The organism is Streptomyces sp. TLI_146 (assembly GCF_002846415.1).
Lineage (GTDB): Bacteria > Actinomycetota > Actinomycetes > Streptomycetales > Streptomycetaceae > Streptomyces.
On record NZ_PJMX01000001.1, the window covers coordinates 1086370 to 1112972 of the forward strand.

A 26603-nucleotide genomic window follows, 5' to 3' on the forward strand; every position below is an offset into this window, starting at 1 on the left:
CATAGGTGACAACCAAAGGTTGTCGGTCTTGCCTGTTCGTTGTTGGATCACGGGGTGGCCGCCGAGGTTGCATGCTCGGCATGCAGAGACTGATTCCCACCGGGGAAGCCGCGCGCCCGGTCGCCTTCGCCGAAGTCCCCCAGCCCGTACCGGCGCCCGATGAGGTTCTGATCAAGGTCGAGGCGTTCGCGCCGAACCGGGGCGAGACGTTCCTCCTCGAACACCCCCGGCCGGGGCTGCTGCCCGGCAAGGACGTCGCGGGGCTCGTCGTGCAGGCCGCGGCCGACGGCTCCGGCCCCGGTATCGGCGCCCGGGTGGTCGGGCATCCGGCGCTGGGCGGCTGGGCCGAGTACGCCGCCGTGCCCACCCACTCCCTCGCGGTCCTCCCCGACAGCGTCGACAGCGTACGGGCGGCGGCCCTGCCCCTGGCCGGGATCACCGCCCTGCGGCTGCTGCGCACGGCGGGTTCCCTGGCCGGGCGACGGGTGCTGCTGACCGGCGCCTCGGGCGGCGTCGGCCACTACGTCACCGAACTGGCCGTGGGCGCCGGGGCCGAGCTGACCGCCGTGACGGCCACGCCGGTGCGCGGCGAGCGCCTCGCGGAGCTGGGCGCGCGGGTGGTGCACGAGGTCGCGGCGGCCCAGGGGCCGTTCGACGTCGTGCTGGAGTCGACGGGCGGGCCGGATCTGCCGATCGCCCTGTCGAAGGTGCGCCCGGGCGGCCTGCTCGTCTGGTTCGGGCAGGCGAGCCGGAGCCCGGTGACCCTCGACTTCTTCGAGCTCTTCAAGGGGCCCGAGCGTGTCACCATCCAGCACTTCCACTACGCGGGCGCCCCTTACGGCTCCGACCTCGCGGCCCTGGTGCGCCTGGTGGAACAGGGCCTGCTGCACCCGGAGATCGGCCGGATCGCCGACTGGACGAAGACGGCCGACACCTTGGTCGACCTGCGCGAACGCCGGATACGCGGCAAGGCCGTCCTGGTGACGGGCGGAGCACGATGAGCGCCACGCGCCCCCTCGCCACGCGATCCCCCGCCGCACAATCCCCCACCTCGGAGACCGCCGCCTTCGCCGCCGCCCAGTGGACGCGCGCCACCGGCGCGGGCGTCGACCCCCACGAGTACCGGCGCGTCACCGAGGCCCTCGCCTCCGTCGCCGACTGGGGCCCGTCCTTCGTGCGCACCGCACAGGCCCATCTGGACCGCGCGGAACGCGCGGCATCGTCCGTGTCGGCGGGCGAGTTCCTGCTGACGGCGGCCCGATGGTTCCACCTCGCCACACTGGCGCCGTACGCGGAGGCCGACCGTGCGGCCGCCGAGGCGGACCACGCCTTGGGCCGGGCGCTGACGGTGCTGGAGCCCGGCGCCCGGCGCGTGAGCGGCGAGGGGTTCACCGGCTGGCTGCGCGGCCCGCTCGACGCGCCGGGCACCGTGGTCGTCGTCCCCGGCCTGGACTCGGCCAAGGAGGAGTTCCTCGGTCTGGTGTCGGCGCTGCTGGCCCGGGGGCTGGCCGTGTTCGCGATGGACGGCCCGGGACAGGGCGCGCTCGCGGCCACGACGACCCTCACGCCGGAGTACGAGCAGGTGGTGGGCCGGGTCGTCGACGCCCTGGGCGTCGCCCGCATCGGGCTCGTCGGCATGAGCCTGGGCGGCTACTTCGCGGCCCGGACCGCGGCGCTGGAGCCGCGCGTGGCGGTCGCCGCGACCGTCAGCGGCCCCTTCCGCCTCGACTGGGACCAACTTCCGACGCCCGTACGGGACATCATGGCCCGCCGCACCGGCGGACCCGACGCGGCCCGTGCGTTCGCCCGCCAGGTGGACCTCGCCCCTCTGGCGCCCCGTATCGCGGCCCCGCTCCTGGTCGTGGACGGCGGCCAGGACGTCATCCCCGGGGTGGCGAACGGCGAGTCACTGGCCCGACTGGCGCCACGCGGGAGCTACTTGTCCGTCCCCCACGGCGACCATCTCCTTGGCAATGCCCGGCCCGACTGGCTGCCCCGCCTTGGCGACCACATCGGGCGCGCGCTGACGGAAGCCGGATAGGCCGGCCCGCCGTACCGCTTCACGCCGCGTGCAACGCCACCGTCGGATGCAGGCGCGAGGCGCGGATCGCCGGATAGAGGCCCGCGAGCACGCCGATCAGGAGGGTGGCGGCCAGCGCGTCCGAGGGCCGGGAGACCTTGATGCCCGCCTGGCTGCCGAAGTTGATACTGCGGGCGAGCACCGCCCGTACGTCCTCCACGTGGCGGGGGACGCCGTGCCGGTGCGGTATCTGCCGGAGCGTCCCGACCGGGCGATGGCGGCGGAGGCCACGCCCGGATTGGGTGTCGTCTCCTGCCTCTTCGGCGGGGTGATGGTGATCCTGACGTGCGTCCCGCCACCCACGCGCCTCACCGTTGCCGGATCCCCGCAGCCAACCCGAACAACTGCTTGAGCGCCGTGAACGCCGCCTCCCGGTCCACCAGGCCGTCGAGGTTGTGCAGGGTGTGCAGACCGATGCCGGTGCCGAAGACGATCGACGCCAGGCTCTTCGCGTCGGGGAGGCCGGGGGTGTCCTGGATGATGCGTTCCAGGTAGCCGATCCATACCTGCCGCGTGCGTTCGTACCCCTCGATGTAGGCGTCCCGCAGCGGGCCCTCGTCCCGTAGGACCTCCGGCAGGACGGTCGCGAACACCCGCCCGCAGGGGGCGTCGACCACGGCCAGGTGCGCGTCCACGAGGGCGTCGAACGACAGGGGGCCGGAGTGCGGCAGCCGTCGGCCGTACTCCTCCTCGGCCGTGCGGAAGGCGAGTTCGATCACCTCGACGATCAGGCCGTCCTTCGAGCCGAAGTGCCAGGCGACCGAACCCCGGCTGATTCCCGCCCGGTCGGCGACCGCCTGCACGGACGCGGCCCTCGGGCCGGCCTCGGCCACCAGTTCCGTCGCCGCCCGCAGCAGACGGCGGCGGCTCTCCCGCGCGGACTCCTCCCGACGACCGGTCATGCGGCGGATTGTTCCACAAGGGGCGCGGCCTCCCCAGGCCCTCTGCCCGACGCCCTCGCCGGACACCGATCATGTGAGGAGTCTTGACGGCCTGTGTCGGGCGTTCAACGATTGGACGGCTGTCCAGTATGCGCGGGTGAGCCGCCCCGCCGATCGCGTTCTCGCCGTACTCGTTCCGAACCACCGACCGCACGATGGGAGACGTCATGCGCCTGGTCACGTTCGTGAAGAAGAACCAGAGGAAGAACCAGACGGAACAGCCGCAACCGAAGGAGCAACCGGGCCCGGGGTCCGTCGGGGTGCTGCTGGACGGGGACACGACCGTCCTCGACCTCGCCGCCGCCGCTCCCGGAGAGGCGGCCTTCGCCTCCATGCTCGCCCTGATCGAGTCCGGTGACGAAGGGCTCCGAAGGGCGCGGGAGCTCTGCCAACTCCGTCACGGGCCCGCCGTGTTGGCCATGGAGGACATCGCGCTGCGGGCACCCTTGCCGCGCCCGGCCCGGCTGCGCGACTGCGGCCTTTTCATCGCCCATCTGGAGTCGGGGCTCAGGGAGTTGGCCCGGCGCCAGTCGGCCCGCGCCGAGGACCCCGACGCCGAGTTCCAACGGCTCATGGCCAGTGGCCGGTTCGACCTCAATCCGCTCTTCCGCGAGCGGGTCATGTACTACACCGCCGACCATCTGTCGGTGAGCGGGCCCGAGGACGTGATCACCGCGCCCACCGGGGCGAAAGAGCTCGACTTCGAGCTGGAGTTCGCCGCCGTGGTGGGCCGGACCGGCCGCGAGGTGAAGCCCGGCGCGGCCCACGAGCACATCTTCGGCTACACCGTGTTCAACGACTGGAGCGCCCGCGACCTCCAGATGCAGCTGATGCCGGCGGGCGTGGGCCCCTGCGAGGGCAAGGACTTCGCCGGGTCCAACACGCTCGGGCCCTGCATCGTCACCCGCGACGAGCTCACCGACCCGTACGCGCTCACCATGACCGCCCGGGTCAACGGCCAGGAGTGGTCGCGCGGCGGCACCGACGGCATGCACCACACCTTCGAGGACGCGATCGTCCACCTCAGCCGGGACCGGGCGGTGCACCCCGGCGACGTCATCGGCTCCGGCACGGTCCCCACCGGCACCGGGTTCGACCTGGCGCGGTCGCTCAAGGACGGGGACGTGGTCGAGCTGGAGGTCGAGGGGATCGGCGTCCTGCGCAACACCGTCCATGTGCCCGCGCTCCCCGCGACCGGCTCATGACCGACGCGTACGTCCTCGCCGTGGGCCGCACCCCGTACGGCAGGTTCCCCGAGCTCAGTGTCGGCGCGCTGGCCCGCGAGGCTGTCGCCCTGTGCCTCGCCGACGCCGCGGCCGGATCCTCGGTGGTCGACGGGGTGTTCTTCTCCAATGCCACTCAAGGAGCCTTGGAACAGCAGCATTTGATACGGGGTCAGGTCGCGCTGCGCGGCTCCGCCCTCGAAGGTGTACCGGTCTTCAACATCGAGAACGCCTGCGCCAGTGGAGCCACGGCCTTCCACCTCGCCGCCACCGCCGTACGGGCCGGCGAGATGGACGTCGCCCTCGCGCTCGGCGCCGAGAAGATGTACGGGGCCGACGAGACGCGCACCACCGAGGCCTTCCACGGCGGACTGGACGTCGCCCGCTGGGAGGCCGAGCTCAAGGCGCTGCGGGAGGCCGCCGGGGCCGAGACCGCGCCGCCCGGTCGGCGTTCGGTGTTCATGGACGTCTACGCAGCGCTCGCCGCCCACTACCGGCGCCGCTTCCCCGACTGCACACCCCGTCGGCTCGCCGCCGTCACCGCCAAGAACCGGCGGCACGGCTCACTCAACCGCGACGCCGCCCACCGCACCCCGCTCACCGTCGACGACGTACTGGCCGCACGCGAGATCGCGGCGCCGCTGACACTCCCCATGTGCGCGCCCATCGGCGACGGCGCGGCGGCCGCCCTGGTCTGCTCACCTGCGGCGGCGCGCCGGATCGGCGTCCGGCGTGCCGCGCGGATCCGGGCGAGCGTGGTCGCCTCCGGCTCGGGCCGGGCCCTGGACGACGAGGAACGGCAGATCACCCGCCGCGCCTGCGCCACCGCCTACGAGCGCGCGGGGATCGCTCCCGCCGACGTGTCGCTCGCGGAGGTCCACGACGCGACGGCGATCGGTGAGGTGCTCCAGCTCGAAGCCCTCCGGCTGGTCGGTCCCGGTGAGGGCGCGCTCGCGGCCGAGCGCGGCGAGACGGCGCTCGGCGGGCGCCTCCCGGTCAACACCTCGGGCGGTCTGGAGTGCAACGGCCATCCCGTCGGGGCCACCGGGATCGGGCAGATCGCCGAACTGACCACGCAGTTGCGCGGCGAGGCCGGTGCGCGCCAGGTGCCCGGCGCGCGGATCGGGCTCGCCGAGAACGGCGGCGGGTTCCTGGGCTTCGAGGAGGCGGCCGCGGCGGTCGTCGTCCTGGAAGCGCCGTTACGGGTGGGGAGGCTGCCGTGAACCAGGCCCTGGAACCGACGTCCACTGCCCCGGCGAACATCGCGGATCTGCTGCACCGGGCGGCCGCCGCGACCCCGGACGCGCCCGCGGTGTGCGAGGGCGCGACCGTACTGCGCAACTACCGTCGGCTGGCCGAGCGGGCGCGGGCGATCGGGGCCGCGCTGGTGGGCGACTACGGTCTGCTTCCCGGCGACCGGGTCGCACTGGCGATGCGCAACACTCCGTACTATCCGGAGATCCTGTTCGGTATCTGGTGGGCCGGGCTGGTGGCGACGCCCATGAACGCGCGGCTGCACCCCAAGGAGTTCGCCCAGCAGATCGAGGACTGCGCGGCCCGGCTGTGCGTCGCCACGGACGAGCTGGCCGGTGCGCTGCGCGAACACGGCCTGGGGAGGACGGTGTTGGCCGAGGCCGGTGAGCTGGCGCGTACGGCGCCGCCTGACGGGTCCGGGCCTCCGGCGTCCGTGCGCCCCGACGATCCGGCGTGGCTGTTCTACACGAGCGGCACGACCGGCCAGCCCAAGGGCGCGACGCTCACCCACCGCAATGTGCTGGCGGCGACCGAGAGCGCGCTCGTCGACATCGGCCCGGGCCTGGACGCGGCCCTGCTCCACCTGGCGCCGCTGTCGCACGCGGGCGGTCTCTTCGGTCTGGCCGCCGTCGCCCGCTCCCGTCCGCAGGTGTTCCTGCGGGGCAGTGGGGTGGACGCGCCGGGCCTGGGCGAGTCGCTGCGCGCCTTCGGGCCCGCGGTGTTCTTCGCGGTGCCGACCATCCTGCGCCGGCTGCTGGACCCGGCGCTGCTGCCGGACGAGCTGGTCGGCCAGGTCCACCACATCCTCTACGGCGGCGCCCCGATGTACGCCGAGGACCTTCGGCGGGTCATCGCCCGCTTCGGGCCCGAACGGCTGTGGCAGGGGTACGGCCAGGGCGAGTCCCCCGCCACGATCACCCATCTGCGGCCCGGGGACCACCGGGGCGACGACGCCGAGGCGCTCGGGCGCCGGCTGGCGAGCGTCGGCCGCGCGCGCACCGGCGTCGAGGTACGGGTGGTGGACGCGGCGGGGCGGGAGGTGCCGCCCGGGACCAACGGCGAGGTGGCCGTCCGGGGCGAGACCGTGATGGCGGGCTACTGGAACAACCCCGAGGCCACCGCCCGTACGCTGCGCGGCGGCTGGCTGCACACCGGCGACCTCGGGCGGTTCGACGCGGACGGCTTCCTCACCCTCGTCGACCGGGCCAAGGACCTGATCATCGCCGGGGGTTCCAACATCTATCCGCGCGAGGTGGAGGAGGCACTCCTGCGCCATCCCGCGGTCGCCGAGACGGCCGTGGTGGGGGCGCCGGACCCGGAGTGGGGCGAACTGCCCGTCGCCTTCGTCGTCCTCGCCCCCGGCCGTACGGCGACGGCCGACGAGCTCGACCGCCACTGCCTCGCGCACATCGCGCGGTTCAAGCGGCCGCGCGGTTTCCGCTTCGTGGCCGCCCTGCCCAAGAACTCCTACGGAAAGGTCCTCAAGACCGAACTCAGGGGACTGATCGCCGGATCCCCGGACGCCGAACACGGAAGAGGCTGAGCTGAGATGAGCCGCATCGTCGACCTGACCTCCCCGCTCGACCCCCACGACCTCGATCTCGTCCCCCCCGACATGCCCGATCTGGCGCTGGTGATCGCACCCAAGATCGACTATCACACCCATGACGCCTGGGGCCGTGAGTTCATGGTCGCGTCCTTCGGCTGCGACCCCGACGACCTCCCCGCCCGCGAGGGACCGGCGGGCGAGGTCATGCACGAGATCAGCACGCACTGCGGTACGCACGTGGACGCGCCCCTGCACAGCGGGCGCCTGTGCGAGGGCCGCCCCTCGCGCACCATCAGCGACATCGCGCTCGACGAGCTGTACCGCCCGGGCATGGTGCTCGATGTGCGCCCCTGGGCCAGGCCGGGCGAGGCCATCCCCGTCGAGGCGCTGGAGCAGGCCGTCAAGGCCAACGGGCGGGACATCCAGGACGGCGACGCCATCCTGATCCGCACCGGCCAGGAGCGCTACCGCCTGGGCGAGCCGGAGTACTTCGACTACCCCGGCATGTCGGGCGCCGGCACCCGCTATCTCACCGGCAGGGGAGCGACGATCCTGGGCACGGACGCGATCGGCTGGGACCGTCCGATCCCGAGGATGCGCCAGGCGTTCCAGGAGACCGGTGACGCCGGGCACATCTGGGACGGGCACTACGCGATCCAGGACAAGGAAGCGCTGATCGTCCAGCAGCTGGTGAACCTGGGCGCGCTCCCGCCGACCGGTTTCATGGTCGGCTTCTTCCCGCTCAAACTCACCGGTACCAGCGCCTCGCCCACCCGGGCCGTCGCGTTCCTCCCCGAATAGCGCGACCGCGGCCGTGCGGACCACATCCGCACGGCCGCTTTTCCATACCGGTTGACCCGCCGGATTTTCGGACCACGCAAAAAGCGTCACATCCGAACCCTCTCGCATGACCCCACGAGTGCCCGCCGCTCACCGGCAGCCGGGAATTACCGGGCCCGCGGGGCCGAATGTGGTCCCGGTCACCTGGCCGGATGTCAACTCTCCCGCCCCGGTGACGCGTTGACTGTGTTCCGCTACGAACTGTAGCGTTACTTATCGGTAGGGTAGTGAACGCAGAAAGGCGTGAGTTTCCAGGGCACGAAAGAGTGGGCTCCGCGCATCACTGCCCGGCTTTTCTGTCACACCCTCGACGGTTGCGCGCAGCTGCCTTTCCACAGGAATCAGCAACTCGATGAGGCGTGCATGAGCAATCCCAACTCCCTTTGCGACGAAGTGCTGTCGCAGATTCGGCCGCTGATCGAATCCGCCGTCAGCGACGTCCGGATCCGCGCGCTGGAGGATTCGACTCTCGCCGTCATACGCGACAGAAATGTCGCGGCCACCACACTCGACACCCTGGTGGAACGCGCGGAGTTGTCGGTGAACATGCTCGTGCCGCATTCCCCCGACGCGTTGCCGGTGGCGGACACGGCGTTACGGGGCCTGGCCGCACGGCGCCCGGGCGGGGCCCGGGTGCAGATCCTCGCGGCGCCGGAAGTGGCCGCGGACCAGCGGCTGGCGCGGCTCGGCGGCCTCACCGAGCGCGTCGAGGTCCGGCTGGCCGCCGATGTGCGGCACGCCGCCGTGGTGGTGGACGGGCAGGTGGCGCTGGTGCGCTCGCCCGGTGCGGTCACGGCCGGCGCCGAGGCCTCCGTCGTCCGGGCGCCCGGCGTGGTGAAGGCCCTCGACGACATCATGATGACCGCGTGGCACCGGGCCGCCCCGCTGGTGAAGTACCAACAGCTCCAGGAATACCTCAGCGGGGACTGCGGGGCGCGAATCCTGCACCTGCTCGGCGACGGCTGCACGGACGAGGCGGCGGCCCGCGAACTCGACATGTCCGTACGGACCTATCGCAGAAGAGTCGCCGACATCATGCGACTCCTCGGCGCGCGCTCACGATTCCAGGCCGGGGTCCATGCATCCAGCATGGGGTTGTTACAGCCGTAAGTCACAGACGTATCAGGAAGTGCCTGTGCAGGCAGCAACATGTCAGGCCGAACAGGAAATCGCCGCAGCGAATGGCAATTTGCTGACCTGCCGTTGAACAGAGCCGCCCTTTCTGGCGAGACTCGAAGTCGAGCCCGCGCAGCCGACTGCCGCGCGGCCTTCCCGAATTAAGGAAGTCACGTACACCATGGGTGAAGAAACCCCGGTGCGGCCCGCACCGATCGCGATCGTCGGAATGGCCTGCCGGGTTCCCGGCGCCGACGGGCCGGACGCTTTCTGGCAGCTCCTGATGGACGAGGTCTGCTCGGTCGAGGACGTCCCGCCGACCCGGTTCGGGCGGCCGTACGAGATTCCCGGGGCGCGCGTGCGGTCGGGGCTCCTGGAGGACGTGGACCGCTTCGACGCGGAGCACTTCGGGATCTCCCCGAGGGAGGCGGCGGGCATGGACCCGCAGCAGCGCCTCTTCATGGAGACCGTCTGGGAGGCCCTGGAGGACGCGGGCCAGGACCCCGCGCGGCTCGCGGGGACCCGCACCGGTGTCTACGTGGGCACCACCAACGTCCACTACTGGGACCTCCAGCAGAGCGTCGACTTCCCCGACATCCACGCCTCGCTCGGCGCGGGCTCGCGCTCCACCACGACCGGCCGGGTCTCCTTCGCCCTCGGTATCACCGGGCCCGGGCTCTCCGTGGACACCGCCTGCTCCTCCTCGCTGACCGCCATCGCGCTCGCCTGCCAGAGCCTGCGGGCGGGCGAGTCCACGCTGGCCATCGCGGGCGGTTCGCAGCTGCTGCTCGCCAACACCGAGAACCACGGCTTCGTCGACGCGGGCGTGTTCGGGACCGACTGCCGCTTCGGCGACGCCTCCGCCGACGGCTTCGTCTTCAGCGAGGGCGTCGGCGTGGTCCTGCTCAAGCCGCTCGACCGGGCCGTCGCCGACGGTGACCCGATCCGGGCCGTCATCCGCGGCTGGGGCATGAACAACGACGGCGCGGGCAGCGACACGATGATCAACCCCGCGCTGAGCGGCCAGCGGCAGATGCTCCAGCTCGCCTACGAGCACGCTGGGATCCCCGTGTCCGACGTCGACTACATCGAGACCCACGGCACCGGCACCCGCGCGGGCGACCCGGTCGAACTCGGCGCCATCGCCGCCGTCCTGGGCGGGCGCGACAAGGACCGGCCGCCGCTGCTCGTCGGCTCCGTGAAGAGCAACATCGGCCACACCGGCTCCGCCGCGGGCGTGCTCGGGCTGATCAAGACCGTACTGGCCCTCCAGCACCGCACCGCCCCGCGCAGCCTCCACGTCACCGAGCGCACCCCGGCGATCGACTGGGACGCCACGGGCCTGGACATCCCGCACCGCTCGGCCGTACCGCTCGAAGCGGAGGGGCGGCCGCTCACCGCCGGTGTGAGCGGGTTCGGCGTCTCCGGCACCAACGTGCACCTCGTGGTCACCGAAGCCGATGCCGAAACCTCGTCCCACCGCACCGGGAACCGCCCGCCCGCGTCCCCCGAGAGCGGCACCACGCACATCCTTCCCCTCTCGGCCGCCTCACCCCAGGCCCTGCGCCAGCGGCTCCAGGACATGGTCCACCACCTCTCCCCCGGTGGCGCCGGACGCGGCGCCGCGATCGCGGACATCTGCCACACCGCCGCGACCCGCCGCGCCCACTACGACTGCCGCGTCACCGTCGTCGGCGACAGCCACGACGCCCTGGCCGAGCGGCTGCGGGACGTACTGGCCGAGGACGGCGTCAGGCCCTATGCGGGCCGCCCGCAGGTCGCGTTCGTATTCTCCGGCCACGGCTCGCAGTGGATCGGGATGGCGCGTGAACTGATGGACACCTCAACGGCGTTCAGCGCGGCGCTGATCCGCTGCGACGACGTCGTACGCAACGAGACCGGCTGGTCCGTCATCGACCGGCTCACCGACGGCAGCGACCTGGTGGGCGAGACCGTCGCCGTCGTACATCCGGTGCTCTGGGCGGTCCAGGTCTCCCTCGCCGAGACCTGGCGGGCCTGGGGCGTCGAGCCGGACGTGGTCATCGGGCACAGCATGGGCGAATCGGCGGCCGCCTGCGTGGCAGGCGCCCTGAGCCTGGCCGACGCGGCGGCCGTGGTCTGCCGTCGCGCCCGGCTGATCCGCGACCGCGTCGCCGGTCGCGGCACCATGTCGGTGGCCGCGCTGCCCGCCGCCGACGCGGAAGCGCTCATCGCGGAGCTCGCGGTGAACGTGTCGGTCGCGGCCAGCAACGGCCCGCGCACCACGGTGCTCGCCGGCGAGATCGAGGGCATCGAGAAGATCAAGGCCGAACTGGACGCCCGCGACGTGTTCTGCCGCGTCATGAAGGCCGAAGCCGCTTCTCACTGCGCCCAGATGGACCCGCTGCTCGACGAACTCGGCGCGGAACTACGGGAGATAGCCCCCAGGGCCGGCCGCATACCGATGCGCTCCACCGTCACCGGCGAGCTGGAGGACGGCAGCGGGCTCGACGCCTCGTACTGGACCCGCAACATCCGCGGCCGCGTCCACTTCCACGAGGCCGTGCTCAGCACCGCCCTGGCCGCCGAGACCGTGTTCATCGAGATCAGCCCGCACCCGATCCTGTCGAGCGCCGTACAGGACTCCCTCCAGGACGCGGCCCTTCCCGGCACCGCCGTCGGCTCCCTCATCCGCGACGAGCCGGACCGCCAGACCCTGCTGACACAGCTCGGCAGGGTGTACGAGAGCGGCGCCCGCGTCGACTGGGACGGCCTCTACGGCGGCGGCCGCCTCGTCCCGCTGCCTACCTACCCCTGGCAGCGCGAGAGCTACTGGGTGGAGGACCTCGAAGCCCTCCCCCAGTCCCACACGTTCCCCCTGGCCGCGTCGGACTCACCGTTCCTCGCGGACGCCCCGGCACACGGCCCCGCCCTGCTGCACGGCCCGGCGTTCGCCGAAGCCGCCCGGGTCGCGGCCGCCAGGACCGCCCGGACCGACGCGGTGCTGCTCACCGACGTGACCGTCGAGGACGCCCTCGCGGTGCACCCCGGGTCCGCCCCCGCGCTGCGCGTCACCCTCACCCCCGGGGAGACGGACGGCAGTTGGGGCTTCTCGGTCACCGGGGGGCGGGACGGCCGGGAGAACGAGCACGCCCGCGGCACGGCGACCGTGGCACCCGGCCTCGCCGCCGCCGTGCACGAGCCCCTCGCCCGCACGCTGGAGCGCTGCCCGCAGCGCCTGGACGGCGCGGCCTTCTACGCCCGGATGGCCGGGACCAAGGAGCTCTTCCAGGTCGTGGACGAGCTCTGGCTCGGGCAGGGCGAGGCCGTCGGCCGACTGCGCCGCCCCGCCGGGTTGGCACCGCATCCCGACCACCCGGTGCACCCGGCCCTGCTGGCCGCGGCCGCCCAGCCCGCGCTCGCCCTCCTGCCGGACATGGCGTACCTCACCGAGCACGTCGGCCGCGTCACCGTGCTCGGGCCCCAGACGGACGTGATGTGGAGCAAGTGCTGGATCTCGGAAGTCACCCCCGACGGGTTGCTCTTCCTGGACATGGCCCTCCTGGACGAGGCCGAGAACGTGGTGGTCGAGGCCACCCGGATGCGGATGCGCAGGCAGGGCGGCGGTACGGAAGCCGGCACCGGTGCCGAGGCGAGCGCGGAGGACGAGATCATGAGCACCGAGCCCGAACCCGTCCACGAACGGGGAGCGGTCACCGGTCAGAGCGTGGACGGCGGGATCGAGCTGACCGGCGAGCTGCGGCTGACCGACCCGTCCAGCGGCTTCGTCGTCGAACTCCGCGGCAGCCTGCGGATCTCGCAGGCCGGTGCGGCGAGCCCTTCCCCCGCGGGCACCGCACCCGCTCGTACGACCGCGCCCGTCGCACAGCCCACAACCGCCCCGGCACCCGTCGTCGCGGTGAGCCCCGCGGCCGTGGCGAGGCCCACCGCGGACCGGCCCGCCGAGGACGCCCCGGCCGCCGACCGCCCGGTCGTCGACCGGGTGGCGGCGCACGTCGCCGCGGTGCTCAAGATGCGCGTCGCCCGGCTCGACGTGAACAAGCGCTTCAACCAGCTCGGCATGGACTCGCTCATGGCGACCGAGCTGCGCAAGCGGCTGGAGAAGGAGCTGGGCGTCGACCTGCCCCTGACCCGGCTGGTGCGCGAGACCACGACCGCCTCCCTGGCCCGGGAGCTGGAGGCGGAGATCACCGGCTGACCGGCGCGCGGCCGGACCGGACCACAAGGCACCAGCAGCACCACAAGGTGGAGGAAGAGTTGAGCAAGGACCTGTACGACATCGGCCAGCTGCCCCCGTTGGGCGAGGTACCCGCGCGTATGCACGCGTCGGTCATCCGCCCGGAGCGCTACGGTCCGCCGGAGCAGGGCTTCGCCATGGAGGTCGTGGACGTACCGCGCGTCGGGCGCGGCCAGGTCCTCGTCTACGTCATGGCGGCGGGCATCAACTACAACAACGTCTGGGCCTCGCTCGGCTACCCGTACGACGTCATCGCCGGACGGCAGAAGCGCGGCGAGCCCGAGGACTTCCACATCGGCGGCTCCGAGGGGTCCGGCATCGTCTGGGCGGTGGGCGACGGCGTCACCTCCGTCAAGGTGGGCGACGAGGTGATGCTCTCGGGCTGCACCTGGGACGAGACCGCCCACGACATCCGCCTGGGCGCCGACCCGATGACCTCGGTCACCCAGAACGCCTGGGGCTATGAGACCAACTACGGCTCCTTCGCGCAGTACGCGCTCGTCGACGACTACCAGTGCCACCCCAAGCCGGCCAACCTCTCCTGGGAGGAGGCGGCCTGCTTCCTGCTGACGGGCGCGACCGCCTACCGGCAGCTGTGCGGCTGGGCCCCGCACACGGTGGAGCCCGGGGACCCGGTGCTGATCTGGGGCGGCGCGGGCGGCCTCGGCTCGATGGCGATCCAGATCACCCGCATCCGTGGCGGTATCCCCATCGCCGTGGTCTCGGACGAGGAGCGCGGCAAGCACTGCCTCGACCTCGGTGCGGAGGGGTTCATCAACCGCAACGAGTTCGACCACTGGGGGCGGCTGCCGGACACCACGGACGAGGCGGCCATGGCCAAGTGGGTCAAGGGCGCGCGTGCCTTCGGCACCAAGTTCTGGGACATCCTCGGCGAGCGCCGGGCACCCAAGATCGTACTGGAGCACAGCGGCCAGAACACCATCCCCACCTCGATGTACGTGTGCGACACGGCGGGCATGGTGGTGATCTGCGGCGGCACCAGCGGCTACAACGGCGATGTGGACCTGCGCTTCCTGTGGATGCGTCAGAAGCGGCTCCAGGGCTCGCACTTCGCGAACATCCGCCAGTGCCGCCAGGTCATCGAGCTCGCGGCGAGCAAGAAGCTCGACCCGTGTCTGTCCTGGACCGGTGACTTCGAGGAGACCGGTCTCGCCCACCAGTTGATGTACGAGAACAAGCACCCGTCCGGCAACATGGCCGTCCGCGTCAACGCGGTGAGCGGCTGACCGTACGGCGAACGCGTCGGGCGGACCGCGTGGGCCGACTGTGCGGCGGTGGCGGCTGAAGAAGCCGTCGCCGCCGCACGGCGGTTCACCGGTTCACGGGATGTGCTCAGACCAGCGCGGTGATGCAGAACGGGTGGCCAGCGGGGTCCAGCAGGACCCGCCAGCGGTCGGGTTGCGGCTGGGCCTCGGGCTTGACGGCGCCGAGGGCGAGCAGTTCGGCTTCGGCCGCGTCCAGGTCGTCGACGCCCACTTCTATGTGGGCCTGCTTCTCCTGGGCACCGTCCGGCCAAGTCGGACGGCGGTAGTCGGCCAGCCGGTTGAACCCCAGACCCGCGGCGCCGTCCTGACCGAGCAGGACGAAGTCGTCGGTGGAGTGGACGATGGGCAGGCCGAAGACCTCGCCGTAGAATCGGGCCAGCTCGGCGGGGTCGGGGCAGTCGAAGGTGACGGCGGCGAAGCGGAACGGCCGCGCGGAGGCGTGTGCGGAACTCATGACCCGGACGATAGACGGGAATGAGGACAGATCCGGTCCTACTTCGGAAGTGGATGACCGGTCACCTGCCGGCCCGCGTACCGCCCCCGGCACAGCGAAGTCCGTGGCGCACCAGACGTCGTCGGATGCGCCACGGACTCGTCTCAGCGGCTGGTCACTTGTTGATGCACTTGCTGCCGCCGGCCGGGTTGAGCAGGCCGATGATGTTGATGGAGTTGCCGCAGACGTTCACCGGAATGTGGATGGGCACCTGGATCACGTTGCCCGAGAGGAAGCCCGGAGAATGGCTGGCGTGCCCCTCGGCGTGGGCGTCGGCGACGGCGACGCCGGCGCCCGCGAAGGCTGCCACCACGGCCAGGCTGGTGGCGGCGAAAGCTGTCCGGATACAAATACGCATGTCTCTCCCCAGATCGACTGAGCGTCGTGATGTGCCACAACGGCGAGCCGCAGCACATCACATCGACGGGCATATCCGGACGAAATGGTCGTTCCTTCCGATGAAAGGCCACCCGGTCGGGTCAAGATGTCACTCAGTTGGGTGCGTTGGCTCGCCGGGCGCCCCGCCTCCCGCCCCGCCCCCGCCTCGATGCTCAAGATCATCGAGAGGCAGAATGACCCGTATGTCGATAGCGAACATGCCGCAGGCAGCAACGATCGACGACGCTGCCTTCATCAGCCGCACCATGGCGCGCGCCTTCGAGGACGACCCGATGATGCGCTGGTTCTTCCCCGACGACGCCCGGCGCGAGGCGGGGCTGAGCCGCTACTACACCACGCTCTTCACCCGGCAGTACGTCCACCACGGCGTGTGCGAGCGCACCGGCGCCGCGGCCGCCTTCTGGGTGGCGCCGGAGGCGCAGGCCAAGGCGGTTCCCGACGCGGAGACCATCGGCGAGCTGGAGGACATCCTCGGCGACCGGGCCGGGTTGTTCCGGAAGGCCGTCGAGGCGGTCGCCGGGCACGGGCCCCAGGAACCGCACTGGTACCTGGCGGCGATCGGCGCCGACCCGGCCGGTCGGGGCCAGGGGCACGGGTCCGCTCTGCTGCGCTCGGGCCTGGCGAAGGCCGACGCGGCGGGTCTGCCCGTCCACCTGGAGTCCTCCAAGCCGTCCAACCTGCCCGTCTACGAGCACTTCGGCTTCACCGTCCTCGAAGAGGTACGACTGCCGGGGAACGGGCCGACGCTGTGGACGATGCGGCGCGCACCGCGCAAACACCCCTGCCGGTGACTTCGTGCCGCGCGACTTCGCCGCCCCCCAGGGCCTGTCCGGCGACGGCTTCCGTCTGGAGCCGCTGGGGGCGCGGCACAACGAGGCCGATCACGCCGCCTGGATGTCGAGCATCGAGCACATCCGGTCCACGCCCGGCTTCCTGGGTTCCTGGTCGCCGTCATCCGGCATGAGCCTGGAGGAGAACCTCCGGGACCTGACCCGGCACGCGGACGACTTCGCCGAGCGGAAGGGCTTCACCTACTCCGTCCTCGACGGCGAGGACCAGGTGATCGGCTGCGTGTACATCTACCCGCCGCGCGCGAACCCCGAAGTCACCCAGGTGAGTTCATGGGTGCGGGCCGACCGCGCGGAGCTGGACGGGCCGCTGCGCGACGCGGTGCCCCAGTGGCTCTCCTCGGCGTGGCCCTTCCAACGGATCGACTACCGCTCGGGGACGTAACCGCACCGGGCCTCGGCTCGTACGACGAGAAGGGCCCAACTCCCGTAAGAGTTGGACCCTTCGGTCAACCGCTACTGCCTACGGGCTGCCGACTGCCGCTCAGAACAGGATGCGGTACGTGTTCCAGCCGCCCTTTACGCGTCAACGACTTTCCGGCCATGGGTGGACCAATGCCGCCAGGTAGTCGTCGAGCAGCTCGGCCTGGCGAAGGGGTGGGAACGCCTCGGGAGCGAAGAGGGCCTGTACCACCAGGCCGAGGACGAATGACTGGGCGCCGGCCGCGATGCGCGCCGGGTCGCCGGGCGGCAGTTCGCCGAGGTCCTGGGCCGCGGCGACCAGGTCGCGCAACTTGTCGCGGCTCCGTCCGTACTTGCGGGCGTACTCGCCGCTCAGCTCGGGGTCGGCGAGGGCCGCGTCCCAGGAGGACACCCAGATCCGGTTGGTGGCGGTGGCCTCGGGGGTCAGGGGCAGGACGTCGAGCAGGGCGGCCCGCACGGCGGCCAGGCCCGGGCCGGCGGCGCGCCGGGGGCGGGCGGCGGTGTGCTGGTCGAGCAGTTCGAGGGCGTGCGCCACCAGGTCGCGCTTGGCGGGGAAGTAGTGGGTCAGCAGGCCGGTGGTCGCCCCGAGCTCGGTGGCGACGGCGCGCAGGGTCAGGCCGCCGAAGCCCTGCGCGGCGAGCACCCGCCAGACCGCTTCGGAGACATCGCGACGACGGGCTTCATGGTCGCCCTTGGTACGTGGCATGCTGCTACCGTACATAACCGTAACGCTTGTTATGTGAATGGGGTCATCCATGTTCTCCCTTCCGCTGCGGGACAACGCCCACCTGCGTCCGCTGGAGCTGTGGCACGCCGAGGAGTTCGCCGCCCATATGGACCGGGCCCGCGAGCACATCCGGCCCTGGGTCGGGGCCGGGTTCGTCACCGAGGACGTCGACGGAGCACGCGGCACCCTGCGCCGCTACGCCGAGCGCCAGGCCGCGGACGGCGCCCGCCTCTACGGCATATGGCTCGACGGCACGCTGGTCGGCGGCGTGATGTTCACCGACTTCAGCACCGCGTCGGGCTCCTGCGAGGTCGGCTGCTGGCTGGAGCCGGCCGCCGAGGGCCACGGTGTGGTCACCGAGGCCTGCCAGACGTTGCTGGACTGGGCGTTCGTCACGCGCGGGCTGCACCGGGCGGAGTGGCACTGCCGGGCCGACAACGAGCGGAGCGCGGCCGTGGCCAAGCGGCTCGGTATGACCCTGGAGGGTGTGCGGCGCGAGTACTGGCCCTACGGCGGCACCCGCTACGACAAGCAGATCTGGGCGGTCCTGGCGCCCGAGTGGCACGCACGCCGCCGGTGACGGCCGCTCACCCCGCCTCGGCCCGGCTCCGGGTGTGCCACTTGGACAGTTTGGCCAGCAGGAACACCAAGGCGGCCGCGCAGGCCACCGCGCCCCACGCGGGCAGCAGCAGGGCGGCGGGCAGCAGTATGCCCGGGGTGAGGACCAGACAGGGCACGTACCAGCGCAGCACGTTGCGCAGCCCGTCGCCGTACCGCGTGGAGATGGCCGCGTTCGCGCTGTAGAAGGCGAGGACACCCCCGCACAGGGCCCATCGGGCGCCGGTGGGCAGTACGTGGTGGGGCTCGGCGACCGCGGTGCCGAGCGCGGCCGCGATCACCGTGATGCCGCAGACAAGCACGAACGGCAGATACATCACGGTGTCCCGCATGACCTGCGTGGCCCGGCCCGACTGGGCCCGGCTCAGGCCCCGCTCGGCGTTGCCCGTCCCCCACACGAAGAAGATCATGGCGAGTTCGGCGGCGACCACGAAGGAGAACAGCGCGGTCACACCGGAGGCGGCGGTGAAGTGCTCCTCGAAGGTGGCGACCACCGTGAAGACGCTCTCGCCGAGCACGATCACCACGAACAGGCCGATCCGTTCGACCACGTGCTCCACCGACATCCGCTCGTACGGCGCGGTGCCGAGGCCCGCCCGGATCGCGAGCAGCGCCATCTCCAGGGCGATCGCCACCCCCCACACCACGAACCGCCAGGCTCCCGGCAGCGCGGCCGACACCGCCCACAGGGCCGCGGGCACCAGGCAGTACAGCAGGGGCCGCCACAGCGGCAGCGGGCTGTCCGGGCGGCGGGCGTGCCGGAACCAGATCAGGAACAGCGCCAGCCGCACCCAGGCCGCCCCGAGCGCGTACGCCCAGGCCCGCTCCGCCGTGCCCGCCGGGGACGCCGCCGCCATCAGCCCGAGCGCGGGCATCGCGGCGAGCAGCATCCCCTGGACGCGCGCCGAGGCCGAGCCGAAGAGGTTGACGGTGAGCGTCAGGTTCACCCAGGCCCACCAGGCCGGGAAGAACAGCACCAGGAACTTTCCGAAGTCGGCCGGGCCGGGGTTCCCGTGCAACCCGTGCGCGAGCACGCTGACCGTCACCACGAAGACCAGGTCGAAGAACAGCTCGAACCAGCCCGCGCGGTGTTCCTCGGCCCCGCTGCCCGTGCCGTCGGCCGCCCCGGCGTCTGTCATGTCGCTCACCCGCCCACTGTGGAAGCGACACCCGGCGGCCGGAGCCGGGCGCGCCGGGGCGGGCGGGTGAGCCGCCCGGGCGGGCCAGTGCCCGGCCGTGTCCCCACCCTCGGAAAGACGAGTCCCGGACAAGATCAGGTCCTCGCGGGCCGGGGATATGACACCCCCTTATGGCTCTCACACAGCTCCGTTCGCCATACTTCGCGCCGTGGACCAGCAAACAGATGACCAGCACGCCGCCCTCAACGCCGCCGCGCTCAACCCGGCGCACATCCCCGGGCTGATGCCCGCCCCTGCGCTCGCGCCCGATACGTCGGCGCGGGGGCGGAAGGCAGACGAGCGGAAGGAGGCCGAGCCCGGGCCGGAGGCCGAGGCGGATGACGTGACGGCCGATGAGCCCGAACCCGCCGTCGCGCCGACGGCGGACGCCGAGGACGCGGCCGACGAACCCGTCCTCGAACGCCCCGCGCCCGGCGCGGCCGAGGACGGGCCCACCCTCTCCGCGTCCGACCGGCGGGGATCCATCACCGCCGACCACGCGGGCATCCGGCTGTGCCTCGACGGCGAAGAGGCCGACTTCGGTTGGGACGAGCTCAGCGCCGTCGAGTACGCGACCTCCCGCTGGAACCGGCGGTTCGCGGTCACGGTGCATCTGCCCCGGCCCCGCTGGTTCCGCATGGACGTCCAGGCCGAGGACCGGGCGAGCCTCGCCCAGTGGTCCGAGCAGCTCGAAGAAGTGCTGAACGCCTACTTCGAGGAGTAGGCCCAACCGCCCGACAGACGGACGACGGCGCCCGCACCGCGCCGGGTCACAGCCCCGTGACCTCGGCGCGGACGTCGTCGTACCCCCGTGGCTGGTTCCGCACTGCTCTGCCGTCATCTCCCCCGCAGGGCAAGGCAAACTCAAGCGGAAACTGACATGAACAACACCGATGCGAAGGATCGGTCGAATCCCGGAACCGGGGCCGAGGGGGAGAAACATGCTCGCACTGTCGTGGCTCAGGCCGACGTTCCCACCAGCCTCCCCAGCCACCGTGCGCACGTGCGCGTCGGCGGTCGCTGCGGACGGTGCTCGATGACCACCCTCGATGAACGCGGCCCGGAACAAGGCGAAGAACACAGCGAGGAACACGGCATCCAACCCGACGCGGCCATCGCCCTGGACCGGCCCGCCGCCCAACTGCCGCTGTCCGCGGGCTCCAAAGCCGCCAACCTGGCCCGTGCGGCGGCCGCCGGGCTGCCGGTCCTGCCCGGCTTCGTCATCCCGCACGGCGCCGGTGCCGACGCCCGGGCCCTGCGGCGGGCCTGGCGCGAGCTCTCCCAGGACGGCGCGGTCCCACTGGTCGTACGCTCCTCGTCCCCGCAGGAGGACACCGAGGAGTCCTCCCTGGCAGGGCAGTTCGCCTCCGTGCTCGACGTACGCGACTGGCCCGGCTTCCGCGCGGCGGTGCGCACGGTCCTCGACTCCGCACACCGGCCCGACGGCACCCGCGCCCCGATGGCCGTCCTCGTCCAGCCCATGCTCGCCGCGCGCGTGGGCGGGGTGCTCTTCGGCGCCGACCCCGTCGAAGGCCGGCTGGACCGGATGCTGGTCAGCGCCGTGCGCGGCGGGCCCGACACCCTGGTCAGCGGTGAACAGGACGGCACCAGCTACCACTTGACCCGCTCGGGCCGACGGCTGCGCCCCACCACCCCGTACACCGACGGCGAGCAGCTGCTGACCCGTGCCGAGCTCCACCGCCTCGCCCGGCTGGCCCGGCGGGTGGAGAAGATCTTCGGCGGGCCGCAGGACATGGAGTTCGGCTTCGACGGGACAGGACACCTGTGGCTGTTCCAGGCCCGTCCCATCACGGCCATGACCGCGCGGCCCGCCCGCGGCGCACGGCTGCTCGGCCCCGGCCCGGTCGCGGAAACCCTTCCCGGCACACTGCAACCGCTGGAGGAGGACCTGTGGGTGGCGCCGATGGCCCGGGGTATCTGCTCCGCGCTCGACATCGGCGGCAGCGCCCCGCGCCGTCTGCTGCGCGCCCACCCCGTGGTGACCACGGTCGCCGGACGTGCCGCGGCGGACCTGCGTCTGCTGGGCATCGCACCACCCCGCCACCGACTGCTGGCCAGGCTCAACCCCCTGCCGGGCGCCCGGCGTCTGGCGGCCGCGTGGCGCACCGGTCGGCTGACCCGCGCCCTGCCCGACCTCGCCCTCGACCTCACGGCCGACATCGACCGACGGCTGGCCGAGACCCCGGCACCGGCCGAGCTCTCCCGCGCCGACCTGGCCGATCTGCTGCGCTGGACCCGCTCCGCCCTGGCGGCCCTGCACGCGCAGGAGGCGCTGGCGGGCGCGCTGCTGCGTGAGAGCAGCACCCGTACGGCCGCGAGCGCGGCGCTCGCCGCACTGGCCGAAGGCCGAGGCCAGGGGCGCACCGACACCGAGATAGTGGCGGGCACACCGGTGGTCCTGGCGCTCACCCCGCCGAGTCTCACCGCTGCCCTGCGACTGCCTCCGACCGAAGACGACGGTCACACACCTACGGTCACGTCGACGGATCCACGTCACCTCACCCTGCCGACCCGCGAGTCACTGCGGCTGCGTATCCGCTGGATCCACCAACTCCAGGTACACCTCGTCCACGACGCCGCCCGCCGTATCACCCTCTCGCACCGGGCCGTCGCGCAGTTGCGGTGGCACGAGTTACTGAGCACGGTGGACGGCGCCCCCTTACCGGCCGATGTGGCACAGCGCCTCCCCCGTCCCGACAGCCCACCGCTGCCCGACACCTTCCGGCTGGCGGACGACTCGGTGGTGGTCGCCGAACGCCCGCGCGACGGCGCCGCCCAGGGTGTCTCCGGCGGCCGCGCCACCGGAACCGCCTGGGACGGCCGGGGTGAGCGCCCCCAGGACGCCGTACTGGTCGTGCGCACCCTCGACCCGGCCCTCGCGCCTCTGCTGCCGCAAGTGACCGCTCTGGTCGCCCAGACCGGCAGCCCGCTGTCCCATCTGGCCGTGCTGGCAAGGGAGTTCAAGGTGCCCGCAGTGGTCGGCGCCGCCGATGCCGTACAACGCTTCACTCCGGGGACCCGCCTGGCCGTCGACGGCACGAGCGGCGACGTACGCCTGGAAGACACCCGTACGCGAGAGGCGGCCGACCGGTGAAGCGACTGGCACACCTCTTCGCGGGCGCGGCCGGGCTCGGCGCGGGCTCGTACGTCGTCATCTACCTCTACCGCTGGCAGTGGCAGCGCGCGATCATGTGCGGGGTTCTGCTGCTCGTCGCCGAAGTGCTGCTGCTCGGCCTGATCCTGCTGGGCCGCCTCAGCCGTATCGAGCAGCGCATCAGCGAGGGCGACCGGCGCCACGCCGACGTCCTGGCCCGGCTGGAACAACCCCGCGCGGAGGATCCCGCCACGCGCTTCCGGTGGCTGGACGACATCCGGGTGGAGCGCACCCACGTCTTCGTTCCCGTCCTGATGGCCGCGGGTGCCGTGCTCTCGGGACTCGCGCGGCTCGTCCAGAAGATCGCCCAGAGCACGGTCCGCCCCGCCGCCGAGCGCCGGGTCGCGGGCCGTCTCGCGGTTCTCGCCGCCCCACCGCTCGGCGCCGACCTCGACGCCCTGCCCGCGACCGGCCCGGACCGGCGCCGCAGACGACACCAGATCACCAGTGCCGTCGCCGGAACCACCGCACTGGCCGCACTCGTCCTCGGCCTCGGCGAACTGACCGAAACCCGCCCCGAACAGCGCGCCCCGGACACCGTCGCGACCTCCGTGGTGGTCCGCCTCGCCACCCGGGGCGTATCCGGCCAGGAGTACCAGGCGCTGCTGGCCCACGAGATCTGGAACCGCTGCCGCCACTCCACCGCGGTCCCGCTGTATGACGCCCCGCTCGGCAGCCTCGGCGACGGCCTCTACGCGGGCGTCGTCCACCCCGCCCTCGCCGACCACGACCGGATGCGGCTGCGCGGCTGTCTGGAGGACACCGCGACCGACCGCGCGTACTTCAAGGTCGTCGGCATGGACCAGACCAGGAGGGAGAACCACTGACACAGGGGTGGAAGTGAGCCGCAATACGACGCGAGGCGGTTGGCCCGGGCCGGGAGGGTATCCGCAGGGGGAGGAAGTACGGTCCCACCTCCCGTCAGGAGGCCGCCTGTGGCTACCACTTCGACGCCCCGTCGCTCGCCGCCCCCGGATTACGGGACGGTCCGTCCCCGGCGCTCCGCGTGGTCGGGGGTGCTCATCGGGGTCGGGATCGCCGCGTTCGTCGACGAGACGGTGTTCCACCAGCTCCTGCACTGGCACCACTTCTACGACAAGTCCACTCCGGGCGTGGGACTGGTGTCCGACGGTCTCTTCCACGCCTTCGGCTGGTTCGCCGTGGTCATCGGCCTGGTCCTGGTGGCGGACCTGCGGAGGCGCGCCGCGCTGAGCGGCCGGGGCCTGACCGGCGGAATCCTGCTGGGCGCGGGCTTCTTCCAGCTCTACGACGGAACGATCCAGCACAAGCTCCTGAAGCTGCACCAGATCCGCTACCACGTCGACCTGGTCCCCTACGACTGGACGTGGAACGTGCTGGCGGTGATCTTCCTGATCGTCGGTGCGGTGCTGGTCAGGCGTTCCCTCGCAACGCGCCGGACCGACACGGCGGTGGGCCGGGAGCCGGGCTGATGGCGCCGATGCCCATGCCCACCGGTCAGGCCACCGGCGTCCCGGCGGGGGTGGCCGCCGTACTCGCCCTCAGTGCCGCGGTCGGCTATCTGCTGGCGGCGCGACGGCTGCGGCGCCGCGGGGACGCATGGCCACGGTTGCGGGATGCCTCCTTCACTGCCGGGCAGGTGTGCCTGGCCGTGGTGGCCCTTGCGCCCCTGCCGGGCGGGGAGTTCACCGCCCATATGCTCCAGCACCTGGTCATCGGCATGGCCGCCCCGCTGCTGCTGGTCCTGGGCCGCCCGGTGACGCTGGCCCTGCGCGCCCTCCCTGCCGGACCCGCCCGGCGCGGCCTGCGGGCCACCCTCCGCTCCCGCCCGGTCGGTTGGCTGCTCCTGCCTCCGGTGGCCGCGGTGCTCGACGTGGGCGGTCTGTGGGTGCTCTATCGCACCCGGCTGTTCGCCCACCTCCACGACCAACCCTGGCTGCACGCCGCCGTCTACACCCATGTCCTGGCAGCCGGTCTGCTGTTCGCCTTCGCCCTCTGCCAGCTCGAACCCGTACGCCACCGCTACGGCCTGCCGCTGCGTGCCGCCACCCTGGTCGCCGCCGCCACCGCCCACTCGGTGCTGGCCAAGTCCCTCTACAGCGCCTCCCCGCCCGGCACCGCTTTCACCGGCCACGACCTGGCCCGGGCCGCGGAGGCGATGTACTACGGCGGTGATCTGGTGGAGATCGCCCTTGCCGCCGTCCTGGCCCGGCAGTGGTACACCGTCACGGGCCGCCGCCTCTCCCCCGCCCGGCGCGGCCTCCAGGCAGGGTGAGAGCCTACGCGTCCCGGCTCAGCGGCCCGCGACCACGGAACGCCTGCCGTCCGGTGTCAGCGGCACGGTGAGCGGCTGGGCGCCCACACCGCGTGCGGCGCGGCCGTCCAACGACTTCTGCACGGTGTTGATGCTCAGCGAGACACCCTGGCCGCCGCTGAACGTGCCGGTCGCGAACGCGTTCACCGTCGCGTCGGCCGTCACCTCGTAACCGGTGGTGTCCACGATGCCGTGGGCCCGGCAGTCGCGGAAGACGTCCTCGATGGGGACGAACCACAGCCAGTGCAGGTCCGAGCCGCCGTTGAGGTCGACCTTCTCGTTGAACCAGACGGCCACCATCCCGGACATCGACACCGTGGCCGTCCAGTCGACGACGTACCGCTGTGTCCCCACCACCAACGACGCCTCGACGGCGGACTTCGGCGGGATCCGCAGCGGCAGGTCGACGCTCCAGGTCTGCGTCTCCTTGTGCGCGAACTCCTGGGTCGAGGAGAGGCTCGCTTCGATGGAGGTGGTCTCGCTCACCTTGGCGACGGCCGGGATCTCCGCCGACACCTCCATCGTCACACCGATCTTCAGCGACTCGGTCACCGAGATCCGCAGATCCTGCTCCGTCGTCTTGCTCTGCTTGTACGTGACGGTCTGCTCGACCGACGTGCCGTTGCGGTAGTTCGTGGTGACCGAGCTGACCTGGCCGGGGACCGGCGAGGGCGCGTTCGGGTCGTAGGTGATGCCCGAGTACTTCGTGCGGACCTGATGGCGGTGGTAGTCGGCGAGGAGACTCTGCTTCCCGTAGTCCGTGGAGGCGGTGAACCGGCAGCCCCGGGAGGAGGGATGACGCTCACGGGCCATCCACCCGCCCCAGGCGTCGGTGATCTCCTGAAGGGAGCGACTGGCCCCCTTCTTGGGCGGTGCGGCCTGCGCGGGCGTCGCGGCGGCGAGGGTGACCGGAATCGTGGCGGCGACTCCGGCGGCGGGCGCGAGGGCCAGAAGGCGCCGTCGGGAGACACCGGGTATCTGGGACATGGAGGATCCAAGACCTTTCTGCGGCACGGGCGTACGGGACGGAATTCCTGGTACGCCATGCAAGCCCCGATCCCGGTGGCGGCCCAGGGACTTAAGTCCTTGCCGGTCCGCCCCGGCCAACCTTGGCCGAAAACCTCACAGGAAACATCGGCGGCCCGGCGCCACTACCCGTGTCGCGCCGCAACGGGACAGACTGTGCGCGTGGACCACTACCGCCCGGCGCACCACGAGCGCGCGCCCGAATCGTACGGACGCCTGCGCGTGTGCGGCACCGGTCTCGAAGCCGCCCACTGGCTCACCGAACGCGCCCCAGGACACGGGGAGTTCGGCACCGCGGCGGGCGTCGCCGCGCCCGGATTCGCCGCGTACGCCCGGGTGCTGCATCCGGCGTCCCTGGAGGAACAACCGGTGCGGTGGGCGGCGGTGGCTGCCGCGTACGGACGCGAAGTGGCGCCGAACACCCCCTGGCACGAGCTGATCGGGGCGGACCGAGACTACCAGAACGCCGATGTGTACGGTCTGGCCGGTGTCTGGAACGAGCACCCGGCCGAGGGGCCGACCCCGCCCGGCGTCGCCGAGGCGCTCATCCCGGTACTGGCCCGGCACACCCGGACCGTGGAGCACTGCTGGTTCGGCCTGTGGCACGGCTACGGCCGATGGGACTTCGACCACGTTCCCACCTTCGAAACCCCCCACCGCGAGGAGGTGCTGCTCGCCGGGACCCTGGCCGACGCGGTCTCGCCCGCGTCGCTCGACGAGTTCGCCGAGCTGCCCGATCTGTGGTGGCCCCAGGACCGCGCCTGGTGCCTGGGCGGTGACGTGGACCTGGTCAGTACATACGTCGGCGGGTCGCCCGCGCTGATCGCCGAACTGCTGGCCGCGCCGGAACTGGAGGCACACCCGGTGGCACCGGGCGACGCGGTGAGCTGACCCCCT

25 protein-coding genes are annotated in these 26603 nt (G+C 72.2%); 19 read left to right on the plus strand and 6 right to left on the minus strand.

Annotated features, from left to right (window positions below):
- The first annotated feature begins 80 nt into the window (after window positions 1-80).
- From BX283_RS04970 to BX283_RS42400, 3 genes are all read left to right on the plus strand, one after another.
- Window positions 81-1001 (plus strand): zinc-binding dehydrogenase, encoded by a 921-nt coding sequence (locus tag BX283_RS04970; protein ID WP_101392137.1) that lies wholly within the window; start codon window positions 81-83, stop codon window positions 999-1001.
- Window positions 998-2041, plus strand: coding sequence for a S9 family peptidase (locus BX283_RS04975; protein ID WP_101386439.1), 1044 nt, complete (start codon window positions 998-1000; stop codon window positions 2039-2041). The genes BX283_RS04970 and BX283_RS04975 overlap by 4 nt, the downstream gene beginning before the upstream one ends.
- Window positions 2042-2114: 73 nt before the next feature.
- Entirely contained in the window at window positions 2115-2432 is a 318-nt protein-coding gene (locus BX283_RS42400; protein WP_373979539.1) for a DUF3592 domain-containing protein, read from the plus strand.
- Here the strand turns inward: BX283_RS42400 and BX283_RS04980 are convergent.
- The gene (locus tag BX283_RS04980) at window positions 2389-2982 is read right to left on the minus strand and encodes a TetR/AcrR family transcriptional regulator (protein ID WP_101386440.1); all 594 of its coding nucleotides are present in this window, start codon (window positions 2980-2982) and stop codon (window positions 2389-2391) included. The genes BX283_RS42400 and BX283_RS04980 overlap by 44 nt on opposite strands.
- A gap of 206 nt (window positions 2983-3188) precedes the next feature.
- On the opposite strand from BX283_RS04980, the gene BX283_RS04985 reads away from it, so the two are divergent.
- The 7 genes from BX283_RS04985 (at window position 3189) to ccrA (ending at window position 14487) form a co-directional block, all read left to right on the plus strand.
- On the plus strand, window positions 3189-4226 hold the full coding sequence (locus BX283_RS04985; RefSeq protein ID WP_101386441.1) for a fumarylacetoacetate hydrolase family protein: 1038 nt from the start codon (window positions 3189-3191) through the stop codon (window positions 4224-4226).
- A complete protein-coding gene (locus BX283_RS04990; protein WP_101386442.1) occupies window positions 4223-5467 on the plus strand; it encodes a thiolase family protein in 1245 nt (414 codons plus the stop codon). Before BX283_RS04985 ends, BX283_RS04990 begins: the two co-directional genes overlap by 4 nt.
- Window positions 5464-7041 carry an AMP-binding protein gene (locus BX283_RS04995; protein ID WP_218976511.1) on the plus strand — a complete coding sequence of 526 codons (1578 nt, stop codon included), beginning with the start codon at window positions 5464-5466 and terminating at the stop codon, window positions 7039-7041. The genes BX283_RS04990 and BX283_RS04995 overlap by 4 nt, the downstream gene beginning before the upstream one ends.
- 6 nt (window positions 7042-7047) lie before the next feature.
- Complete coding sequence (locus BX283_RS05000; RefSeq protein ID WP_101386443.1) at window positions 7048-7848, plus strand: cyclase family protein; 801 nt, start codon at window positions 7048-7050, stop codon at window positions 7846-7848.
- 282 nt (window positions 7849-8130) lie between these two features.
- Window positions 8131-8997 carry a helix-turn-helix transcriptional regulator gene (locus BX283_RS40000; protein ID WP_143676383.1) on the plus strand — a complete coding sequence of 289 codons (867 nt, stop codon included), beginning with the start codon at window positions 8131-8133 and terminating at the stop codon, window positions 8995-8997.
- 187 nt (window positions 8998-9184) lie between these two features.
- The gene (locus tag BX283_RS05010) at window positions 9185-13201 is read left to right on the plus strand and encodes a type I polyketide synthase (protein WP_101386445.1); all 4017 of its coding nucleotides are present in this window, start codon (window positions 9185-9187) and stop codon (window positions 13199-13201) included.
- Window positions 13202-13260: 59 nt separating this feature from the next.
- Window positions 13261-14487 carry a crotonyl-CoA carboxylase/reductase gene (ccrA, locus tag BX283_RS05015; RefSeq protein ID WP_101386446.1) on the plus strand — a complete coding sequence of 409 codons (1227 nt, stop codon included), beginning with the start codon at window positions 13261-13263 and terminating at the stop codon, window positions 14485-14487.
- A gap of 106 nt (window positions 14488-14593) precedes the next feature.
- Here the strand turns inward: ccrA and BX283_RS05020 are convergent, their stop codons facing one another.
- Window positions 14594-14980 (minus strand): VOC family protein, encoded by a 387-nt coding sequence (locus BX283_RS05020; protein WP_101386447.1) that lies wholly within the window; start codon window positions 14978-14980, stop codon window positions 14594-14596.
- 154 nt (window positions 14981-15134) lie between these two features.
- The gene (locus BX283_RS05025) at window positions 15135-15377 is read right to left on the minus strand and encodes a chaplin (protein WP_101386448.1); all 243 of its coding nucleotides are present in this window, start codon (window positions 15375-15377) and stop codon (window positions 15135-15137) included.
- Window positions 15378-15591: 214 nt separating this feature from the next.
- On the opposite strand from BX283_RS05025, the gene BX283_RS05030 reads away from it, so the two are divergent.
- On the plus strand, window positions 15592-16209 hold the full coding sequence (locus BX283_RS05030) for a GNAT family N-acetyltransferase (RefSeq protein WP_101386449.1): 618 nt from the start codon (window positions 15592-15594) through the stop codon (window positions 16207-16209).
- A gap of 4 nt (window positions 16210-16213) precedes the next feature.
- Window positions 16214-16651, plus strand: a complete 438-nt coding sequence (locus tag BX283_RS05035) for a GNAT family N-acetyltransferase (protein ID WP_101386450.1) — start codon at window positions 16214-16216, stop codon at window positions 16649-16651.
- A gap of 141 nt (window positions 16652-16792) precedes the next feature.
- Here the strand turns inward: BX283_RS05035 and BX283_RS05040 are convergent, their stop codons facing one another.
- Window positions 16793-17395, minus strand: coding sequence for a TetR/AcrR family transcriptional regulator (locus BX283_RS05040; RefSeq protein ID WP_101392139.1), 603 nt, complete (start codon window positions 17393-17395; stop codon window positions 16793-16795).
- Between the two features lie 49 nt (window positions 17396-17444).
- Here BX283_RS05040 and BX283_RS05045 point away from each other — a divergent pair, with 49 nt between their 5' ends.
- Window positions 17445-17996 carry a GNAT family N-acetyltransferase gene (locus tag BX283_RS05045; RefSeq protein ID WP_101386451.1) on the plus strand — a complete coding sequence of 184 codons (552 nt, stop codon included), beginning with the start codon at window positions 17445-17447 and terminating at the stop codon, window positions 17994-17996.
- Window positions 17997-18003: 7 nt separating this feature from the next.
- Here BX283_RS05045 and BX283_RS05050 read toward each other — a convergent pair whose 3' ends face one another.
- Window positions 18004-19173, minus strand: a complete 1170-nt coding sequence (locus BX283_RS05050; protein ID WP_101386452.1) for a low temperature requirement protein A — start codon at window positions 19171-19173, stop codon at window positions 18004-18006.
- Window positions 19174-19381: 208 nt separating this feature from the next.
- Here BX283_RS05050 and BX283_RS05055 point away from each other — a divergent pair, with 208 nt between their 5' ends.
- The 5 genes from BX283_RS05055 to BX283_RS05075 all read left to right on the plus strand — a co-directional run bounded on the left by BX283_RS05055 (window position 19382) and on the right by BX283_RS05075 (window position 24641).
- Window positions 19382-19936 carry a hypothetical protein gene (locus BX283_RS05055; protein ID WP_101386453.1) on the plus strand — a complete coding sequence of 185 codons (555 nt, stop codon included), beginning with the start codon at window positions 19382-19384 and terminating at the stop codon, window positions 19934-19936.
- Between the two features lie 312 nt (window positions 19937-20248).
- Window positions 20249-22327: a PEP/pyruvate-binding domain-containing protein gene (locus tag BX283_RS05060; RefSeq protein ID WP_101386454.1), complete on the plus strand. Its 2079-nt coding sequence runs from the start codon at window positions 20249-20251 to the stop codon at window positions 22325-22327.
- A complete protein-coding gene (locus BX283_RS05065; RefSeq protein ID WP_101386455.1) occupies window positions 22324-23214 on the plus strand; it encodes a hypothetical protein in 891 nt (296 codons plus the stop codon). Before BX283_RS05060 ends, BX283_RS05065 begins: the two co-directional genes overlap by 4 nt.
- A gap of 108 nt (window positions 23215-23322) precedes the next feature.
- The gene (locus tag BX283_RS05070) at window positions 23323-23838 is read left to right on the plus strand and encodes a DUF2243 domain-containing protein (RefSeq protein WP_101386456.1); all 516 of its coding nucleotides are present in this window, start codon (window positions 23323-23325) and stop codon (window positions 23836-23838) included.
- Complete coding sequence (locus BX283_RS05075; RefSeq protein WP_101386457.1) at window positions 23838-24641, plus strand: cytochrome c oxidase assembly protein; 804 nt, start codon at window positions 23838-23840, stop codon at window positions 24639-24641. Before BX283_RS05070 ends, BX283_RS05075 begins: the two co-directional genes overlap by 1 nt.
- Window positions 24642-24659: 18 nt before the next feature.
- Here BX283_RS05075 and BX283_RS05080 read toward each other — a convergent pair whose 3' ends face one another.
- Window positions 24660-25667 carry an ETX/MTX2 family pore-forming toxin gene (locus BX283_RS05080; protein ID WP_257581981.1) on the minus strand — a complete coding sequence of 336 codons (1008 nt, stop codon included), beginning with the start codon at window positions 25665-25667 and terminating at the stop codon, window positions 24660-24662.
- Window positions 25668-25868: 201 nt separating this feature from the next.
- On the opposite strand from BX283_RS05080, the gene BX283_RS05085 reads away from it, so the two are divergent.
- Entirely contained in the window at window positions 25869-26597 is a 729-nt protein-coding gene (locus tag BX283_RS05085) for a hypothetical protein (RefSeq protein WP_257581983.1), read from the plus strand.
- The last annotated feature ends 6 nt before the right edge of the window (window positions 26598-26603 follow it).

What these genes read in the sequence shown, in the direction of transcription:
- BX283_RS04970 (WP_101392137.1), top strand. Translation starts at nt 81, where the DNA reads ATGCAGAGACTGATTCCCACCGGGGAAGCCGCGCGCCCGGTCGCCTTC.
- BX283_RS04975 (WP_101386439.1), top strand. Translation starts at nt 998, where the DNA reads ATGAGCGCCACGCGCCCCCTCGCCACGCGATCCCCCGCCGCACAATCC.
- BX283_RS04980 (WP_101386440.1), bottom strand. Translation starts at nt 2,982, where the DNA reads ATGACCGGTCGTCGGGAGGAGTCCGCGCGGGAGAGCCGCCGCCGTCTG.
- BX283_RS04985 (WP_101386441.1), top strand. Translation starts at nt 3,189, where the DNA reads ATGCGCCTGGTCACGTTCGTGAAGAAGAACCAGAGGAAGAACCAGACG.
- BX283_RS04990 (WP_101386442.1), top strand. Translation starts at nt 4,223, where the DNA reads ATGACCGACGCGTACGTCCTCGCCGTGGGCCGCACCCCGTACGGCAGG.
- BX283_RS05000 (WP_101386443.1), top strand. Translation starts at nt 7,048, where the DNA reads ATGAGCCGCATCGTCGACCTGACCTCCCCGCTCGACCCCCACGACCTC.
- BX283_RS05010 (WP_101386445.1), top strand. Translation starts at nt 9,185, where the DNA reads ATGGGTGAAGAAACCCCGGTGCGGCCCGCACCGATCGCGATCGTCGGA.
- BX283_RS05020 (WP_101386447.1), bottom strand. Translation starts at nt 14,980, where the DNA reads ATGAGTTCCGCACACGCCTCCGCGCGGCCGTTCCGCTTCGCCGCCGTC.
- BX283_RS05025 (WP_101386448.1), bottom strand. Translation starts at nt 15,377, where the DNA reads ATGCGTATTTGTATCCGGACAGCTTTCGCCGCCACCAGCCTGGCCGTG.
- BX283_RS05030 (WP_101386449.1), top strand. Translation starts at nt 15,592, where the DNA reads ATGACCCGTATGTCGATAGCGAACATGCCGCAGGCAGCAACGATCGAC.
- BX283_RS05040 (WP_101392139.1), bottom strand. Translation starts at nt 17,395, where the DNA reads ATGCCACGTACCAAGGGCGACCATGAAGCCCGTCGTCGCGATGTCTCC.
- BX283_RS05045 (WP_101386451.1), top strand. Translation starts at nt 17,445, where the DNA reads ATGTTCTCCCTTCCGCTGCGGGACAACGCCCACCTGCGTCCGCTGGAG.
- BX283_RS05050 (WP_101386452.1), bottom strand. Translation starts at nt 19,173, where the DNA reads ATGACAGACGCCGGGGCGGCCGACGGCACGGGCAGCGGGGCCGAGGAA.
- BX283_RS05060 (WP_101386454.1), top strand. Translation starts at nt 20,249, where the DNA reads ATGACCACCCTCGATGAACGCGGCCCGGAACAAGGCGAAGAACACAGC.
- BX283_RS05075 (WP_101386457.1), top strand. Translation starts at nt 23,838, where the DNA reads ATGGCGCCGATGCCCATGCCCACCGGTCAGGCCACCGGCGTCCCGGCG.
- BX283_RS05080 (WP_257581981.1), bottom strand. Translation starts at nt 25,667, where the DNA reads ATGTCCCAGATACCCGGTGTCTCCCGACGGCGCCTTCTGGCCCTCGCG.